Origin of the sequence: Catenovulum agarivorans DS-2, assembly GCF_000568405.1 — a bacterium.
In the GTDB taxonomy this organism is placed as follows: domain Bacteria; phylum Pseudomonadota; class Gammaproteobacteria; order Enterobacterales; family Alteromonadaceae; genus Catenovulum; species Catenovulum agarivorans_A.
Genome location: NZ_ARZY01000007.1, coordinates 123,759 through 141,473, shown reverse-complemented (window position 1 = coordinate 141,473; position 17,715 = coordinate 123,759). Strand labels below are relative to the sequence as shown.

Below are 17,715 nucleotides of genomic sequence, written 5' to 3'. Positions count from 1 at the left end.
AGTCAGTTGTTAACTGACTGGCATTACGCTTTCGCGACCTTTTAGTGACAGATTCAAATTCAATGTGTCTACATCAATGGGTCTTGATCCGCGCCTTCTTTTTCAATCACGGTTGGGATCATATCTTCACGACTAATACCTAGTTTCAATGCCGCTACACTTGCAACGAATATTGAAGAATAAGTACCGATGAACACACCAAACAATAATGCGGTTGCGAAACCGTGAATCAGTGCACCACCTTTAAAAAATAGAGCAAGCAACACCAATACAGTGGTTAATGAAGTAATAGTTGTACGGCTTAATGTTTGCGTTAGTGACTCGTTGATAATTTCCGCTACATCATCAATACGTAATTTACGGAAATTTTCACGAATACGGTCAAACACAACGATAGTATCGTTCAAGGAATAACCGATAACCGCAAGTACCGCAGCTAATACAGTTAAATCAAACTCAATGCCTAAAACAGAGAATAAACCCACAGTAATAGTTACATCGTGCGCTAATGCCAATACTGAGCCTAGTGCAAAACGCCATTCAAAACGAAATGCCACATAAATTAAGATACAGATAAGCGCTACTAACATAGCTAAGCCGCCCTGCTCTTTTAGCTCTTCACCAACACTTGGGCCAACAAATTCAATGCGACGCATCTCTGCTTCGCCAGATGAAGTAGTAGAAACAATATCTAATACTTGGTTGCTTAGTGTTTCTGGCTTAACAGCATCACGCGGCGCTAACCGAATTAATACATCAGAACTGGTGCCAAAATGTTGAACGACAGCGTCACTAAACCCGTTTGCATCTAGCTGACCACGAATTTCAGATAAATCCGCTGCTTTGTCATAGCCGACTTCAATTAACGTACCACCAGTAAAATCTAAACCGAATTTAAGGCCGTTTACTGATAACGATACAATTGAGCCTATAATCATTGCCGCAGATAAAAATATCGCCAGTTTCGCTTGCGACATAAAGTTGATGGTGTTTTTAAATTTAAACCACATATGCCGGCTCCTTAAATTGACAATTTATTCACTTTACGACCACCCACAGCTAAATTAACAACTGCTCGGGTAACCACAATAGCGGTAAACATTGAGGTTGCGATACCTATGGCTAAGGTAACCGCAAAGCCTTTTATTGGACCTGTACCAACGGCAAACAAAATAACGGCAGCAATAAAGGTCGTTATGTTGGCATCGGCAATGGTTGAGAATGCACTATCGTAACCTTGGTGAATGGCTTTTTGTGGGCCTTTACCATCGATAATTTCTTCACGAATCCGCTCAAATATCAGTACATTGGCATCAACCGCCATACCAACGGTTAAGACAATACCAGCCATACCAGGTAGAGTTAGCGTTGCACCTGGAATAAGCGACATAACCCCAACAATTAAGACTAAGTTAAGTGCAAGTGCAATATTGGCAACTACGCCAAAACCACGGTAGTACAAGATCATAAATGCAAGTACCAAACAAAAACCCCAGACAATCGCTGTCATACCTAAGTCGATGTTTTCTTGACCTAAGCTTGGACCAACTGTGCGTTCTTCAACAATTTGAATTGGCGCGATCAACGCACCAGCACGCAATAACAAAGCGAGATTTTGAGCTTCATTCGGGCTATCAATGCCAGTAATTCGGAAGCTGCGGGCTAAACGAGCTTGAATAGTCGCCACATTAATCACTTCTTTAATCGCTTCAAATTCTAGCGAGCCATCCGGTTTTTTACGACCTGTAGCTTTGTATTCAACAAATAAAGTTGCCATTGTTTTACCAATATTATCCTTGGTAAAGTGCGACATTTTATTACCACCTTGACCGTCTAAGTCGATATTAACTTGCGGTCTTTGGTATTCGTCGAAGCTAGAATTTGCCCCTGTAATGTGATTACCTGTTAAGATAACGTCTTTCTTAAGCACTACAGGGCGACCAGTGCGTCTGTCATAAAATACTTCTGAGCCTGGCGGAACTCGGCCTGCAGCTGCCGATGCTGGGTCTGCATCTTCGTCCACTTTTCTAAATTCAAGCGTTGCAGTTGCGCCCAAAATTTCTTTCGCTCGCGCTGTGTCTTGCACACCAGGAAGTTCAACTACAATGCGGTCTGCACCTTGGCGCATAACCAAAGGTTCAGCAACACCCAGTTGATTTACACGATTACGAATAATGGTGATATTTTGCTGCAATGCATATTCTTTAACTTCTTTAACACGTGCTTCAGACATAGTTGCGGTTAAAGTATTTTCATCACTGCGGCTTTCATCGATCGTCAACTCGCGAAAGGTATCTGACAAATGGTCAATCGCTTTAAGCATGTCTTCTTCTTTACGAAAAGAAACTTTAATGCCATTACCATGTTCAGTCAGCCTACGATAACGAATGCGTTGCTCGCGTAACTCAGATCTAAAATCAGCTAACATCTCCTCTTGCTTTTTCTGCAAAGCAACACTCATGTCAACTTCCATTAAGAAGTGCACACCGCCACGCAAATCTAAACCGAGCTTCATCGGGTTGCCACCTACATCTTCCAACCATTTAGGTTGTGCAGGCATAATATTTAACGCAACAATGAAGTCGGTACCTAAAGCTTGCATAGAAACATCACGCGCTTCTAACTGAGCATCGGTATCTTTAAAACGAACCTGAATTTGGTTGTTCTCGATTTTTATCGACTGATAAGGAATTTGATTTGAGTCGAGCGCTTGTTTAACTTGCTCTAATTGCGAAATTTCTACATCACCGCCTCGGGTGGCTGAAATTTGCAATGCAGGATCTTCCCCATAAATATTGGGAAGAGCATACAAAAAACCTGCGGATACTATGACTAGTATCAGCAGGTATTTCCACATAGGATATTTATTTAACACAATCCGTCCCTATTAGATCGATTTAATCGTGCCTTTTGGCAATACAGCAGTTACAGAACTTTTTTGTACTGCAACGTCCACTCCGTCTGCCAAAGTCACTAAAATGAAGTCTTTCTCATCACTTACTTTGCTCACTCGACCAACTAAGCCGCCTTGAGTCAAAACTTCATCACCTTTGCCAATAGAAGCGATTAATGATTTATGTTCTTTCATACGCTTTGCTTGTGGGCGATACAGCATGAAATAAAAAATCAAACCAAAAACAACTAACATAATAACCATTTGCATGCCACCACCTTGAGCTGGTGCAGCACCGTTGGCATATGCATTTGCAATTAAAAAGTCCATAACATTCCCCTATATTCTAATAAAAATAAATTAATCTTGATTGTCTAATGGCGGCACAGGTAAACCACGTGCTGCGTAAAATTCTTCAACAAATTGTTCTAGCTCACCAGCGGCTATTGCGTCGCGTAATTGCTCCATTAGTCTTTGGTAGTAGCGCAAGTTATGAATTGTGTTTAAACGTGCACCGAGTATCTCGTTGCATTTGTCTAAGTGATGTAGATATGCTCTAGAATAATTTTTACAAGTGTAGCAGTCACAATTTTCATCTAATGGGCCTGTGTCTGTCTTGTGTTTTGCGTTTCTAAGCTTAACTACACCATCACTAACAAAGATGTGACCGTTACGTGCATTGCGCGTTGGCATTACACAGTCAAACATGTCAATACCACGGCGAACCGCTTCTACTATGTCTTCTGGTTTACCAACGCCCATCAAATAACGTGGTTTGTTGGTTGGCATTTTGTCGGTTAGGTTATTTAAGATATTAATCATATCTTCTTTTGGCTCACCTACAGATAAACCACCTATGGCATAACCATCAAAACCAATTTCTTCTAAACCATTTAAGCTTTCTTCACGCAAATGTGGATACATACCACCTTGCACGATACCGAATAACGCAGAAGGATTGCCTTCATGTGCATCTTTAGAACGTTTTGCCCAACGCAAAGATAACTCCATTGAAGTACGCGCTTGCTCTTCAGTTGCTGGATATGGAGTACATTCGTCAAATATCATCACGATATCTGAACCCAATTCGCGCTGAACTTGCATGGCTTTTTCTGGGGTTAATTCAATACGTTCCCCATTAATTGGTGAGCGGAAAATAACACCTTGCTCGGTAATTTTACGTAACTCACCTAAGCTAAATACTTGGAAGCCGCCAGAATCAGTTAAGATAGGTTTTTGCCAATTCATAAAGTCGTGCAAATCACCATGCATACGGATAATTTCAGTACCCGGTCTTAACATTAAGTGAAAGGTATTACCCAAACAAATATGTGCGCCTATCGCCTCTAGCTCGTCTGGTGACATACCTTTAACTGTACCGTAAGTACCAACTGGCATAAAAGCTGGTGTTTCAACAACACCACGTTCAAAATGTAAGCGGCCACGACGCGCTTGGCCATCTTCTGCCATTTTTTCAAATTTCATAAAATCAGACATATATTCTTTACCAATGTCAGTGTTGATTGCTTATTTTTGCGTTTGTTTAGTTAAAAACATTGAATCGCCATAACTGAAAAAACGATATTTTTCCTCAACCGCAACCTTATAAGCTTGTTTAATATGTTGCTGACCTGCAAAAGCAGACACCAACATAATTAATGTAGATTCAGGTAGATGAAAGTTAGTAAACATTGCATCTACAACTTGGAACTCGTAACCTGGGTAGATAAAAATACTAGTATCGCCCTGATAAGGCGCGAGCAACGCATCGTTAGCAAATTGCGCTGCACTTTCTAAGCTTCTTACCGAGGTTGTGCCTACGGCAATCACTCGTCCACCACGCTGTTTACAAGCAAATACAGCGTCAACCACGTGTTGTGGGACATCTATGTACTCAGCATGCATTTGGTGGTCTTTTACATTATCTACCCGTATCGATTGAAAAGTACCTGCGCCTACATGCAAAGTAACATATTCAACCTGCACACCTTTATCTGCTATTTTGGCCAATAAGGCTTCATCAAAATGCAAACCGGCAGTTGGTGCTGCAACAGCGCCTGGTACTTCACCGTATACAGTTTGATATCTATCTTTATCTGTTTGCTCATCTGCCCTATCAATATATGGCGGCAATGGCATATGCCCATATTGCTCTAATAAGGACAATATAGGTTCTTCATTTAAAACTTGTAAAACAAACAGATCGTCTTGGCGCTCAAGCATTTTTGCCCGAATGTGCTGTTCCAACACAACTTCTGTTCCCGGCTTGAGTGCTTTGTTTGCTCGAACATGTGCTAGAATTTGATTACCTTCTAACATACGTTCAACCAACACCTCGATTTTACCGCCAGATACCTTTTGGCCCAATAAACGTGCGGGAATAACTTTAGTGTTGTTAAATATGATCAGGTCTTTGTCGGTAACCAAATCTACCATTTGGTTAAAAACTTTGTGTTCTATTTCACCGCTATCACCGTCGACCACCAACAAACGCGACTGACTACGTTTTTCAGCCGGGTAGCGGGCAATCAGTTCATCGGGTAGATCAAAAGAAAAATCGGAAACTCGCATGCTAACATCAATTCGTTTTTTAGAGCGCGATAGTCTATTGCTTGCGGGGGTTAATAGCAAGTTTTGCGCATGTTTGTGGCAAATGTTTTGTTATTTAGTGGTGATTTTGTTTGGCGCACTGTCATGGGGTGTCAGGGGGCGGAAACTGCCTGCTTGCTATTGAAATTTACTCTGAGCCTCGAATTTGGTTGTAGGCGCTGCGAAAATCGGGGCAAAGAAGCGGCCACTTGCTTGGTATATTTTTCACAAAAACGCTTCAAGTCTGTCCCTAGATCGCTCACAAAAGATATCCCTCTCTTTTGAAGTTTTGTTCAAAACATCTCCAATCCATTGGCCTAGGTACTGTATCGCCAGTATGTTCATTAGCCCCACCGACGCGCGACTACAAATAAAAGTATTGAAGCATTAGCTTGTTGGATGATTTTGCACCGAACAAGCTGAAAATGTACTAAAATTACATATGAAAGTTAAAAACATGTAAAAAATTCTAATTTTAGCTGTTAAAAGTCATTTTTTGAAATTTTTATGAAAGTTTTTGTTGTAAAATTACAAAATAGCGATATAATAGACCCATCTTTGAGAGACACGGTGTTCCGAGTTTTTCATGACATCCCTTTGTTAGTGCTTGAGTGCCTTTATTAGGCCAATTTTATTGCCCAGTCCCCCAACTGGGCTTTTTTTTGCCCAAAATTCACCAACCACAGCACCAATACAAGCCAGCAACAAATTATCACCTTCATAAAAAACTAAACTGCCCCCTTTTTATTAGGACCAATTAGCTATATATTGAAGTTAATCGTAGTCAAATAAGGTACTCATTAATGGCAAAGAATTTTCGTCTATTTTTAAGTATCTTGTTATTGAATTTTGTTGTCGTCGAGACGGTTCCCTCGCACACAAAGCCCACTGGCGAATTTGAAATTTCAGTTAGTAGCGGCTCTACACCAGTTTGTGACCATAGTGACAATGATTCATTTGGCATACTGCTCGGCTTAGCTAAGCTGAACTTTGCACAGCCAGCTAAAAACAAGTTAATTGATCTCTATTCTTTTACTCATAAACGTACATATCAACGCCCTAGCATCCGCTCGCCACCAAACGCTCGCTTTACCGCATAAACAATTTTTATTAATTTGATTTAAGAGGTACTTGCTATGCGAGCAATCCAATTACATGCATTAACGAATGTAGAACACTTAGTTCAACCTGAAGACTTTGATGAGTTATCGGTTAATTCTCCAGCTTTGGCCATTTTTACCGATTTCAAAAAACACAAACCTTTAATGATCGACAGTCAAACCACAGCTCTCTCAGCTGAACAAGAGATGTTGCGTACCCATGTAAAAATGAAGCTAGTGGTTGACGCCAAGCGTGAACTGGTTGGAGTTATCAGTTATGAAGATATCTGCAAACAAAACATAGTTAAAATGGCAGCAAATGGTTATCAACAAAATGAAATCCTGGTTTCTGATTTAATGCGTCACCGAAGTGAGTTAAGAGTGTTAGACTTTACTGATATTACTAGCGCAAGAATAGGTGATGTGATTGAAACTTTGAAACAAAATGGAGTGCAGCACTGTTTAGTGGTCGATAGCCAACAACACCACATTCGCGGGCTAATATCTGCCAGTGATATTGCACGTAAACTAAAATTGAATATTTCAATTCAATATCCGCCTTCGTTTGTAGATATATTTAATGCAATAACGGGCCATTAGCGCCCTACTAAATACGTCTGCTAGTCGTAGCAGGCGTATTTATTGTCGCTATATCGCTCAATATTTGACTTAGCTCGCGTTGATAATGATAATACTTATCAATATCAACCTCTGAGTCAAATAACATGAGTACCTGCCGTATTCTCTTAGTCGAAGATGATAAAAACTTAAATCAGCAATTATCCGAACTAATGATGCAAGCTGGCTATCAAGTTGATCATTGTTTTGATGGTGAGCAAGCATTGCTTGACGTAACAAATCACAAGCCAGATCTGGTTCTATTAGATGTTATGTTGCCCAAAAGAGATGGATTTTCGGTGCTGAACATTATTCGCAAGACCAGTCAAGTACCAGTAATAATGCTGTCAGCCAAAAATGCCGAACAAGAAAGAATAACAGGTTTAAGTCAAGGCGCTGACGACTATGTCACTAAACCTTTTAGTCGCACTGAATTGATGTTGCGCATTGAAGCGCTGCTGCGCCGGACAGCGATACACAGCGCACACACAAACGCTAAAAACATACAAATTGATGGTTTAACCATTAACTCTCAGCAGCAAACTGCTTATGTTGGCCAAATGCAAATTGAACTTACGCCTATTCAATACAAAATTTTAGCAGAGCTGTGCCAGCATCAAGGTGAAGTCCTATCTAAAGCATATCTATCGCAACGGGTATTGAGAAAAACTTTAGGTGCACACGATAGAAGTTTAGATATGCATGTTAGTAGAATTCGGCGAAAGTTAACGGCCGCAGGCTGGTTCGGTGACCGCATCGAAACCGTGCATGGTAAAGGGTATTGCTTAGCATGAATAAACGACTTTTCTGGAAACTTTGCCTGATTATAGCCACTGGTGTGGTCGGCTTTTTTTATCTAATGAATATTGTAACGGAACGAGCGGAAGAAGGCATGAGCATGCTCGCGCCAGAGCACCGTGCTCAACTAAACGCATGGGGCGCTCACGCAGAACAGCTGTACAACTCCGGCAATCAACAAGCAGTTGAACAATGGCTGGCAAAACTTAAACAGCAAGAAAACACCTGGGCCGCAATTGTTGAATATCAATTTACTCAAGTGGCGGGCGATCCATTGGAAGAAGTCTATTCAGAACGTTTCTATTTAGGCCGCAGTGTTGATTGGAAAATCCATCTATATTTTAACTATAACCCAGTTATGGATATTCCATTTAGCCAAGGTCAAACAAGCTTTTTGATAAAACTCCCAACACGAATGCGCCCTGGCTCGTTTTGGCCATCCACCCGCATTCTATTGGAAATCATTATCCCAATGTTGTTGTTAAGTATATTGTCGTGGATTTTATATCACCATATAGCCAATCCGCTTAAACAACTGGAAAAAGCAACTCGAGAGTTTTCCAAAGGTAACTTCCAAGTCAGAGTAAGGCATAGTATCGGTAAACGAAATGATGAAATTGCTCAGCTGGCTGAAACTTTTGATCGCATGGCATTGCGCATTGGCGATCTCATTAATAGCCAAAGACAGTTAATTTCTGACTTATCACACGAGCTGCGCACTCCGCTAACTCGGCTAGATATTGCCGTTTTGGGCTTACAAGACCAGCATAATCAATTAGAGAACTTACAACGCGTTGAACGAGAATCAAGACAAATTCGTAAATTAGTCGACGATACCCTAACCCTTGCATGGCTTGAAAACGAGCAACCTAAGCTGCAAAAAGAATCACTCGACTTAGTTGACTTGATTGATGTCATTGTCGAAGATGCAAAATTTGAATTTCCTCATAATAAGCTAACTGTCACCCTACCGAATAGTGCAAAAATAGCAAACTCTCACCACAGAGCCATTGGCCAAGCACTAGAAAACGTGCTGCGCAACGCGCTTAGATATACACCCATTGAACTGACAGTCGAATTGAGCCTACGTCAGCACAACGACTATTTTACAATATCAGTCAGTGACCAAGGGCCAGGTGTGCCCGAAAATATGTTACAAGCGATATTCCAGCCGTTTTTCCGTGTTGATAAAGCGCGCATAGCCGACTCGGCAAGTTTTGGGTTAGGTTTGGCTTTAGCTCGCAGACAAATACATGCGGTTGGAGGCACAATTGAAGCATCAAACAAACCAACTGGCGGCCTACTCATTAATATTCAGCTACCGCAAAACGCTAGAGCGTGTTGATCTTTCAGTACAATTTATTAGCAAATGTAACTATTGTAAAAGTACTACCACACAACAACACAAATAGTAATAATTCTCATTAGCAATTAATAAATAACTTAAAATCCAACAAGTGAGATGCATTACATGAAAATGACGACATTAACGAGCGCTGTAATAACAGCGCTGATTTCATCACCAGCTTGGGCAGAACAACAAAACAACAAGAAGAAAGTCGAACAAGACGATGTTGAAATGATAGTGGTAAAAGGCCAAGCAACCAGTGGTTTAGACCGCTTAATTACAGACGAAGAGCTAGCCAAAATTCAAGCAAATGACCTTGCCGACATCTTTCGTTCTGACACTTCAATAAATGTTGGCGGCTCAGTTGGTATGTCGCAAAAAATTTATCTACGAAATGTTGGCGAAGACATGCTGCACATTTCGATTGATGGCGCTGAAATTGCTGAGGCTGTTTTCCACCATGCAGGTAGATTAACTGTAGAGCCTGAAATCTTGAAACAAGTGGAAATTGAGGCTGGTACGGGTAGTGCTGCAGTTGGCCCTGGTGCTTTAGGGGGGTCAGTTCAACTAACAACCAAAAATGCTATCGATATGCTAAAAGACAGCGATGCCAACTTTGGTGGTTTGTTAAAAGCGGCGCACTTTAGTAATGGTGACGGCAACAAACTCAGTTTAACCGCTTATGCGGCCGATGATACTCGTAAATATAGTGCAATTGTGAGTTTATCCAAGTCAGATATTGGCAACTTAGAAGATGGTGACGGTAATGAACTTGTTGGTACAGGATCAGAAAAAGCCTTAGGCTATATCAAAGGGGTTGCCTATTTAACTGACGAACAATATGTCTCTGTTAGTTATGAAAATTTAGAGGAAGAAGGTGACATTCTGTATAAACCAGAGTTAATTCCAAGCAATAAAAATTGGTTGTCACCCACCAAAGGCACACGTGAAAGCTTAATTGTTAACTACGGTTATGACGCCATCGATAGTGATGCAATCGACTTTAGAGTAACGGCTTACCAAACCGAGCTTGAGCAAACACGTTTTTATGGTGAATCGCCAGTTTATGGTGAAGTGGTATCAAAAGGTATCAACATCAAAAATAAATCACAGTTCGATTCTTTGTACCTTGTTTACGGTTTAAATTACCGCACCGATGAAAGTTCTTTGGAAGAAACACCAACGAAAGAAGAAGGTAGTGTTATTGGTATATTTGCTCAAGGTGTCGTTAATATTGCTGACGTAGTAACCCTATCAACGGGTGCGCGTTTTGATGATTATGAGTTAACCGACTGGACAGGACAAAAAATTACTGACAGTGGTGTATCACCAAACTTTAGTGCAAGTGTAGAAGTTACTGAAGGTTTAAGTTTAAGTGCTGGTTACGCATCTGCAATACGTGGCCCTAAAGTTAAAGATTCATATAAAGTAGGCTATTACACCAACGACCCAGATTTAAAAGCTGAGACAGCGACTAACTTAGAGTTTGGTGTCGACTACCAAGGCGAAAATTTTGAAATTGGTGTTGGACGTTACCAGTCAAAAATAAAAGATCCAATCGGTAACATGGCACCTTGGGGCAAATTGGCAGAGAATTTAGATCACGATTTAGAAACTGAAGGCTACTACCTACAAGTTGATTTTAATATCGCTGATTTTTACGCTCATATAGATTTAAACCATGCAACATCCGAGTTTAATGGGGATACTGCAACCCGTTATTTCCATAGCTCGACTGCAACCTCAATGGGTGATAACTACTTACTAGACTTGAGTTATGAAATTAACCAAAACATCCGACTTGGTTGGGTCACTCAATATGTAGAAGCAATGGACCCATTTGAAGTATTAGTTGATGAAGGTGGTGATTGGGAAGAAACCCTGAGCGTGTATAAGCAAGGTTATACCCTGCATGACTTCTATGCATCATGGCAAATTGTTGATTCACTTAAAGCTAACTTAGCGGTGAAAAACTTATTTGATAAAACTTACTTAAGCCAAGGCTCAGTAGAAGATTTAACCCACAATCCGGGTTACGAAATCATTTCTGGTCAGAACTCTGCGGGTAGAGATATTCGTTTGACGCTTGCTTATAGTTTCTAACGACAATAAACCCAAGGTATCTTGGACACAACAAAAGTAGCATTCGGCCTTTTTACCCAATGCTACTTTTGAACTTAGCTATATAAACTTGCCCACGGTTTAAATAATGAGTTTGCTCTATCTACAATCTACAAAGCTGGATATCACGCTGCGGATAATTACCGCATTCATTGGTGGTTTTATTACCGCTAACCTACTTGCCAGTTTAATCGCCTATTACCTTCCATCAACCAACACTGTAGACAATATAGTTGCGGGCATGATGCTTGGTTTTATTATATGGACAGTTGTGACTATTTATACATTTGCAACTAAATCAGCCATACAAGCATTCTTATGTATCACCGCGGTTTGTGTCATCAGTTGTGGCTGGATGAGCTACCTTGGCTTGGTATTCAAATCATGAAAAATACTTTTCGCCAGTCGATGAACTGGTTACACACTTGGAGCGGTTTTCTCTGTGCTTGGTTGTTATACTTTATTTTTCTAACTGGCACTTTGGGCTATTTTGAAAATGAAATAGACCGCTGGCTCAAGCCCGAAATGGTGCCCGTTACAGATAAAATCGACTACCAACAAGTTTTATTAACCGCAGAGCAACACTTAGAACAACTTGCGACAGACTCACCAAGTTGGTATATAAGCTTTCCTGCCGAGCGTTCGCCATTTGTTAAAATATCTTGGTTACAGCTAGCCGATACAGCTAAAAATATAGAAAAACAGTGGCATGAAAAATCTATTGATTTATCGAACAATCATATTAGCCCAGTTCGTGATACTGCTGGAGGTATGACACTTTATCGCCTCCACTATAATTTACATTATTTGCCAACCACAGTCGCTTATATCATAGTAAGTATTGCCAGCATGTTTATGCTCATAGGTTTGATAACAGGCATCATCATTCATAAAAAGATATTTATTGAGTTTTTTACCTTCAGAGCCAATAAGGGTTTACGCTCTTGGTTAGACATTCATAATATATTTAGCGTGCTTCCCCTGCCTTTCCATTTAATGATTACTTACAGCGGTTTGGTTTTGCTTATGACTGTATCTATGGCTGGTGTGATTAACATCAACTATGGCGAAGGCAAAGAAAACAATAAAAAGTTCTATTACGCAGCATCCGCTGAACATAGCCAGCAAATAACCAGCCAGCTCAGCCCGTCAGATTTATCGCCACAACAGGTATTATTAGACGCTCAACAGCGTTATCCCAAATTAAATATTAGCTATATTGGTGTACTTAAACGCACAACGGACGACGTGCACTACGAAGTATGGTTTGATAATCACCAAGGTATTGAGTTGGTGTCACACTTGACCTATCACCAACAAGACGGGCAAGTTGTTATTGATATTTCTGGCGAAAAAATTGGTGAAGCAGCACAAATTTACGACGTGTTAGAGCACCTGCACGAAGGTTTATTTGCTGATATTTATTTGCGTTGGCTGTATTTTTTATCGGGTTTAATGGGCAGCGCTATGATAGCCACAGGCTGCATTATTTGGCTAAATAAAAGGTTAAAAAACGCTAATCCAGCTAAACAATTTGACCGCACGTACACCTTAGCAAGACTAAATATTGCAGTGGTCGTCGGTTTGCCTATTGCTTTAGCCGTGTTCTTTTATAGCAACCGGCTATTGCCTATAGAGATGCTCAACCGAGCGCAATGGGAAATGCATAGTTTATTTATCACTTTGGGGCTGGGGTTAATTATCTGTTTATTCCACCCAAATAAACACCTGTGGCGTAATAGTTTGTGGTTGTGTGCGGTCAGCTTTCCAATGCTGCCACTGGTTAATTATTTGACTACAGGCCACAACCTCTTCAGCAGCTTTGTACAGCAAGATTGGCAGATGTTTGCTTTTGATTTAACTATGTTGATTACAGGTGCAGCAAGTGCTTGGGCAGCCTTGGCCTTAGGTCAACAAGCAAATACTCGCCCAACAGGAGTAAGCCCGTGATCTTTGTCGAAATCATACTAATGACCGCGGGATTTGTGTGTCTAGCTCTGTCACTTTCACGCCACTATGAACAAATATTTAATAAAAAGCACAGGTTAAGCCAAAAGCGCATACACCAATTGCGATACGCTGGCTGTAGTTGGTTGGTTTTAAGTTTGTATCTCACTATATCTGTTGAAGGCATAGCACTTGGCATTACCTATTGGTCAGGACTCGCAACTCTAGTCAGTTTAGTCATTGCGATGCTACTGACTTACATAACCAGAGAGTAACCGACTATACTACTAAGGTGGACTTCATAATTTTACTGTGTAACTGCTCAAACTTCGTGTATTGCGAAGTTTGAGCCAATTTTAGGACAGCTAAAATATGCGGAATTTTCGAATAGAAGCAGACAGTATGGGACAATTGGAAGTGCCTGCACATGCACTTTATGCTGCGCAAACGCAGCGGGCAATAATCAATTTTCCAGTGAGCGGCACACCTATGCCTAAAGCTTTTATCAAAGCTTTGATCCTAGTAAAATACGCAGCGGCTAAAGCAAATGGTAAATTAGCTCTATTACCAGAAAAAATGGCTGATGCAATCTGTCAGGCCGCAGATGATTTACTAGCAAGCAACTTTCACCAGCACTTCCCTGTAGATGTGTTTCAAACAGGCTCTGGTACCAGTTCAAATATGAATGCGAATGAGGTGTTGGCGACGTTAGCAAATAAAGTATACCCAACTAAAGTTGACGCAAACGACCACGTTAACTTCGGCCAAAGTAGCAACGACACCATTCCAACAAGCATTCATGTCAGCGCAGCAATAGAATTAAACGAAAAACTACTACCTGCACTGACTCACTTGCGTGATGTTACACGGCGAAAAGCTATACAAGTTGATAAATATGTTAAAACTGGTCGTACGCATTTAATGGATGCTATGCCCGTGCGTATGAGCCAAAGTTTAAACGCGTGGGCTGAACAAATTAATCTAAATATCAGCCGCTTAACAGCTATTCAACCACAACTCCAAACGCTCGCACAAGGTGGTACGGCAGTGGGTACAGGTATTAATGCTGATCCAAACTTTGCCGAATTTTTTGCAAAGGCATTAAGTCAAAAATCAGGTATTGAATTTGCCCCTGCACAAAACTTTTTTACCCATATTGGCTCGCAAGATATTGCCGTTGCATTGTCAGGTCAGTTAAAAGCAACCGCTGTTTCAATTATGAAAATTGCCAATGATTTGCGCTGGATGAACTCTGGCCCACTGGCTGGGTTAGGTGAAATTGAACTGGAGGCACTGCAACCAGGTTCGTCAATTATGCCGGGTAAAGTCAACCCTGTCATTCCGGAATCAGCTTGTATGGCAGCCGCACAAGTTATTGGCAACGACACCACTATAACCATAGCAGGTCAGTCTGGTAATTTTGAGTTAAATGTCATGTTGCCCGTAATAGCAAAAAATTTGTTAGAAAGTATCGAGCTGCTAGCAAACATCAGCCAATTGCTCGGTGATAAAGCAATTAAAACGTTTGTTGTTAAAGACGACAAATTAACAGAAGTACTTGCACGTAACCCAATTTTGGTAACAGCGTTAAACCCAATTATCGGTTATGCAAAAGCAGCAGAAATTGCTAAGTTGGCATACAAACAAGGTCGACCCATAATTGAAGTTGCCCAAGAGAATACCAATCTTTCAATTGAAGAACTTGAGCGTTTGTTAGACCCAACAGCACTTACCCAAGGTGGCGTGCAAAATTAGATAAAAGTTACGCTGCCATTTGTAGTGCAATGTAGTTACAAACGGCTCTTAAAGTTATCGTAACCAAATTCTTTTACTACACGTAGCTCATCGGTTTGTGAATTCCACAAAGCAATACTGGGTAAACCTATGCCATTAAAGGTGGTGGTTTTTACCATAGTGTAATGCGACATATCATCAAACATTAACCGTTGACCAATTTGCAGCGGCTGCGCAAATGAATAATCACCCATTACATCACCAGCTAAACAGGTTTGTCCGCCTAATCTGTATGTATGTGCCAATTCATCTTTTTCGCCAGCACCGATAATTTCTGCCCTATATGGCATTTCAATCGTATCAGGCATATGGCAAGTGGCTGAGCTGTCTAAAATAGCTAAGTTCATTGTATTAAAAGTTAAGTCCAGTACTTCGCTAACAAGCACACCTGAATGTATTGCAATAGCTTCGCCCGGCTCTAAATACACTTGTACATCATATTTAGCTTGGAAAGCTTTAATGCGTTCAATTAAACCTTCAACATTATAATCGGGTTTAGTAATGTGATGACCACCACCAAAATTAACCCATTTAAGCTTAGGCAAAATATCGGCAAAGTGTTTTTCTACTTCATCTAAAGTACGCGCCAGCGGCTCAAAAGCTTGCTCACAAAGGGTATGAAAATGTATGCCGGTAATGCCATCAAGAGACTTTTCTGCAAATTCAGGATACGGTATACCTAAACGCGAACCAGGCGCACAAGGGTCGTAAATAGGCTCTGCACCTTCTGAATGCAATGGGTTTACGCGCAAACCAAATTCGAGCTCAGGGCGCTGCGCTTTTGCCGTTTGAATAAGCGGTTGAAATCTTTGCCATTGGCCAAACGAGTTAAACACTACATGGTCCGATATTTTTAAAATTTCTACCAAATCTTTTTCGGTATATGCCGCGCTAAAAGTATGTACCTCACCCTTACCTGCTTTACCTGTGGTAAATTCTTCATGGCCAAGTCTAGCCTCGTGTAAACCACTGGCACAGGTGCCGTGTAAATATTTGCCAACCAGTGGGGCTAAGCTGTACATAGAAAAGGCTTTAAGCGCCAATAAAATTTTTGCGCCAGATTGCTGCTGTACGTAATCAAGCACTTTTAAATTATTTTCGACTGCAACTTCATCGACCACAAAACAAGGTGAAGGTACACGTGAAGCATCAAACTGCAAAAAAGTTTTACTATTTATCATGGATTTCAAACTTTAACAGGGCGACTAACCGCCAATAGGAGAAACAACAAACAAGGTTGACCAACTCAAGGCCACCTTGTTTGTTAAGTTTGAGTCAGGTGAATTTAGACTAAATCAAAACCTGGATTTTCAATTACTTGCCATGGCAAGCCGTATTGATTCATATCGTCCATAAATGCGTCTGGATCTAGCTGCTCCATATTCCAAACACCTGGCTTTTTCCAATTGCCTTGTAAAATCATTTTCGCACCAATCATAGCAGGTACACCTGTGGTGTAAGAAATTGCTTGTGACTGAACTTCGCCATAACAGTCTTGGTGATCTTTTACATTGTATAAATAAACGGTTTTCTCTTTACCGTCTTTAACACCAGTGACCACACAACCAATACAAGTTTTACCCTTAGTACGCGGGCCTAAAGTTGAAGGATCTGGTAATAAAGCTTTTAAGAATTGAATTGGCACAATTTGTTGGCCTTGGAATTCAATTGGCTCAATACCTGTCATACCTACATTACCTAACACTTCTAAGTGTTTTAGATAACTCTCACCAAAACTCATCCAGAATTGCGCGCGTTTAAGCGTTGGGAAATGTTTGGTCAATGACTCTAATTCTTCATGGTACATGCGGTAAATGTTATAAGTACCTACTTCATCAGGACAGGTAAAAGTTTGTTTGCACGACATGGCAGGGGTGGTAACAAACTGGCCATCTTCCCAGTGGCGACACTCTGCGGTCACTTCACGAATATTAATTTCTGGGTTGAAGTTAGTTGCAAACGGGTAACCATGATCGCCACCGTTTACATCAATAATGTCTAATGTGTGTATTTCATCAAAATAATGTTTAGCCAAATACGCAGTAAACATGTTGGTTGCGCCCGGATCAAAGCCCGAACCCAATAATGCAGTGAGGCCTGCTTTTTCGAATTTTTCTTGGTATGCCCACTGCCATTTGTATTCAAATTTTGCAGTATCTAATGGCTCATAGTTAGCTGTGTCCATGTAGTGAACACCCGCTTCTAAACATGCATCCATAATGGTTAAATCTTGATATGGTAATGCAACGTTTATAACAAGCTCTGGTTTTATTTCATTTAATAATGCCACTAATTCAGGCACATTGTCTGCATCTACTTGTGCAGTTGCTATGTCACGATTTAATGTTTGTTTGATTTTTTGGGCGATGTCGATGCACTTAGCTTCAGTACGGCTCGCTAAAGTGATTTCAGTAAATACCTCTGGTAATTGTGCACATTTAAATGCAACAACCTGACCGACACCGCCAGCGCCAATAATTACAACTTTACTCATGATAACTCTCTCA

Annotated in this window: 16 protein-coding genes; 9 read left to right on the top strand and 7 right to left on the bottom strand. The window is 40.8% G+C overall.

What is annotated here, in order from left to right:
* Positions 1-68: 68 nt before the first annotated feature.
* From secF to queA, 5 genes are read right to left on the bottom strand one after another with little or no spacing between them, the layout of a single operon-like run.
* Positions 69-1,010 carry a protein translocase subunit SecF gene (gene secF / locus DS2_RS06005; RefSeq protein WP_035013756.1) on the bottom strand — a complete coding sequence of 314 codons (942 nt, stop codon included), beginning with the start codon at positions 1,008-1,010 and terminating at the stop codon, positions 69-71.
* Between the two features lie 11 nt (positions 1,011-1,021).
* On the bottom strand, positions 1,022-2,875 hold the full coding sequence (gene secD, locus DS2_RS06000) for a protein translocase subunit SecD (protein WP_035013755.1): 1,854 nt from the start codon (positions 2,873-2,875) through the stop codon (positions 1,022-1,024).
* Positions 2,876-2,887: 12 nt separating this feature from the next.
* Entirely contained in the window at positions 2,888-3,223 is a 336-nt protein-coding gene (yajC, locus tag DS2_RS05995; protein WP_035013754.1) for a preprotein translocase subunit YajC, read from the bottom strand.
* Positions 3,224-3,253: 30 nt separating this feature from the next.
* Positions 3,254-4,378 (bottom strand): tRNA guanosine(34) transglycosylase Tgt, encoded by a 1,125-nt coding sequence (tgt, locus tag DS2_RS05990; RefSeq protein ID WP_035013772.1) that lies wholly within the window; start codon positions 4,376-4,378, stop codon positions 3,254-3,256.
* 42 nt (positions 4,379-4,420) lie between these two features.
* On the bottom strand, positions 4,421-5,464 hold the full coding sequence (queA, locus tag DS2_RS05985; RefSeq protein WP_035013771.1) for a tRNA preQ1(34) S-adenosylmethionine ribosyltransferase-isomerase QueA: 1,044 nt from the start codon (positions 5,462-5,464) through the stop codon (positions 4,421-4,423).
* Between the two features lie 821 nt (positions 5,465-6,285).
* Between queA and DS2_RS05980 the strand changes: the two genes are divergently transcribed.
* The 9 genes from DS2_RS05980 (at position 6,286) to DS2_RS05945 (ending at position 15,169) form a co-directional block, all read left to right on the top strand.
* Complete coding sequence (locus DS2_RS05980; RefSeq protein ID WP_035013753.1) at positions 6,286-6,582, top strand: hypothetical protein; 297 nt, start codon at positions 6,286-6,288, stop codon at positions 6,580-6,582.
* A 36-nt stretch (positions 6,583-6,618) separates the two neighbouring features.
* On the top strand, positions 6,619-7,182 hold the full coding sequence (locus tag DS2_RS05975) for a CBS domain-containing protein (protein ID WP_035013751.1): 564 nt from the start codon (positions 6,619-6,621) through the stop codon (positions 7,180-7,182).
* A gap of 125 nt (positions 7,183-7,307) precedes the next feature.
* Positions 7,308-7,994 carry a response regulator transcription factor gene (locus DS2_RS05970; protein WP_035013749.1) on the top strand — a complete coding sequence of 229 codons (687 nt, stop codon included), beginning with the start codon at positions 7,308-7,310 and terminating at the stop codon, positions 7,992-7,994.
* Positions 7,991-9,343 (top strand): sensor histidine kinase, encoded by a 1,353-nt coding sequence (locus DS2_RS05965; protein WP_035013748.1) that lies wholly within the window; start codon positions 7,991-7,993, stop codon positions 9,341-9,343. Before DS2_RS05970 ends, DS2_RS05965 begins: the two co-directional genes overlap by 4 nt.
* 132 nt (positions 9,344-9,475) lie before the next feature.
* Positions 9,476-11,449, top strand: coding sequence for a TonB-dependent receptor domain-containing protein (locus DS2_RS05960; RefSeq protein WP_035013770.1), 1,974 nt, complete (start codon positions 9,476-9,478; stop codon positions 11,447-11,449).
* A gap of 106 nt (positions 11,450-11,555) precedes the next feature.
* Positions 11,556-11,855 carry a hypothetical protein gene (locus DS2_RS05955; protein WP_035013746.1) on the top strand — a complete coding sequence of 100 codons (300 nt, stop codon included), beginning with the start codon at positions 11,556-11,558 and terminating at the stop codon, positions 11,853-11,855.
* Complete coding sequence (locus DS2_RS05950) at positions 11,852-13,417, top strand: PepSY-associated TM helix domain-containing protein (RefSeq protein WP_035013745.1); 1,566 nt, start codon at positions 11,852-11,854, stop codon at positions 13,415-13,417. Before DS2_RS05955 ends, DS2_RS05950 begins: the two co-directional genes overlap by 4 nt.
* A complete protein-coding gene (locus DS2_RS20160) occupies positions 13,414-13,689 on the top strand; it encodes a DUF3325 domain-containing protein (RefSeq protein ID WP_081754199.1) in 276 nt (91 codons plus the stop codon). Before DS2_RS05950 ends, DS2_RS20160 begins: the two co-directional genes overlap by 4 nt.
* Before the next feature lie 97 nt (positions 13,690-13,786).
* A complete protein-coding gene (locus DS2_RS05945; RefSeq protein ID WP_035013744.1) occupies positions 13,787-15,169 on the top strand; it encodes a class II fumarate hydratase in 1,383 nt (460 codons plus the stop codon).
* A 35-nt stretch (positions 15,170-15,204) separates the two neighbouring features.
* Here DS2_RS05945 and nspC read toward each other — a convergent pair whose 3' ends face one another.
* Positions 15,205-16,389, bottom strand: coding sequence for a carboxynorspermidine decarboxylase (gene nspC, locus DS2_RS05940; RefSeq protein ID WP_035013743.1), 1,185 nt, complete (start codon positions 16,387-16,389; stop codon positions 15,205-15,207).
* A gap of 104 nt (positions 16,390-16,493) precedes the next feature.
* Positions 16,494-17,702: a saccharopine dehydrogenase family protein gene (locus DS2_RS05935; RefSeq protein ID WP_035013742.1), complete on the bottom strand. Its 1,209-nt coding sequence runs from the start codon at positions 17,700-17,702 to the stop codon at positions 16,494-16,496.
* Positions 17,703-17,715 lie beyond the last annotated feature (13 nt).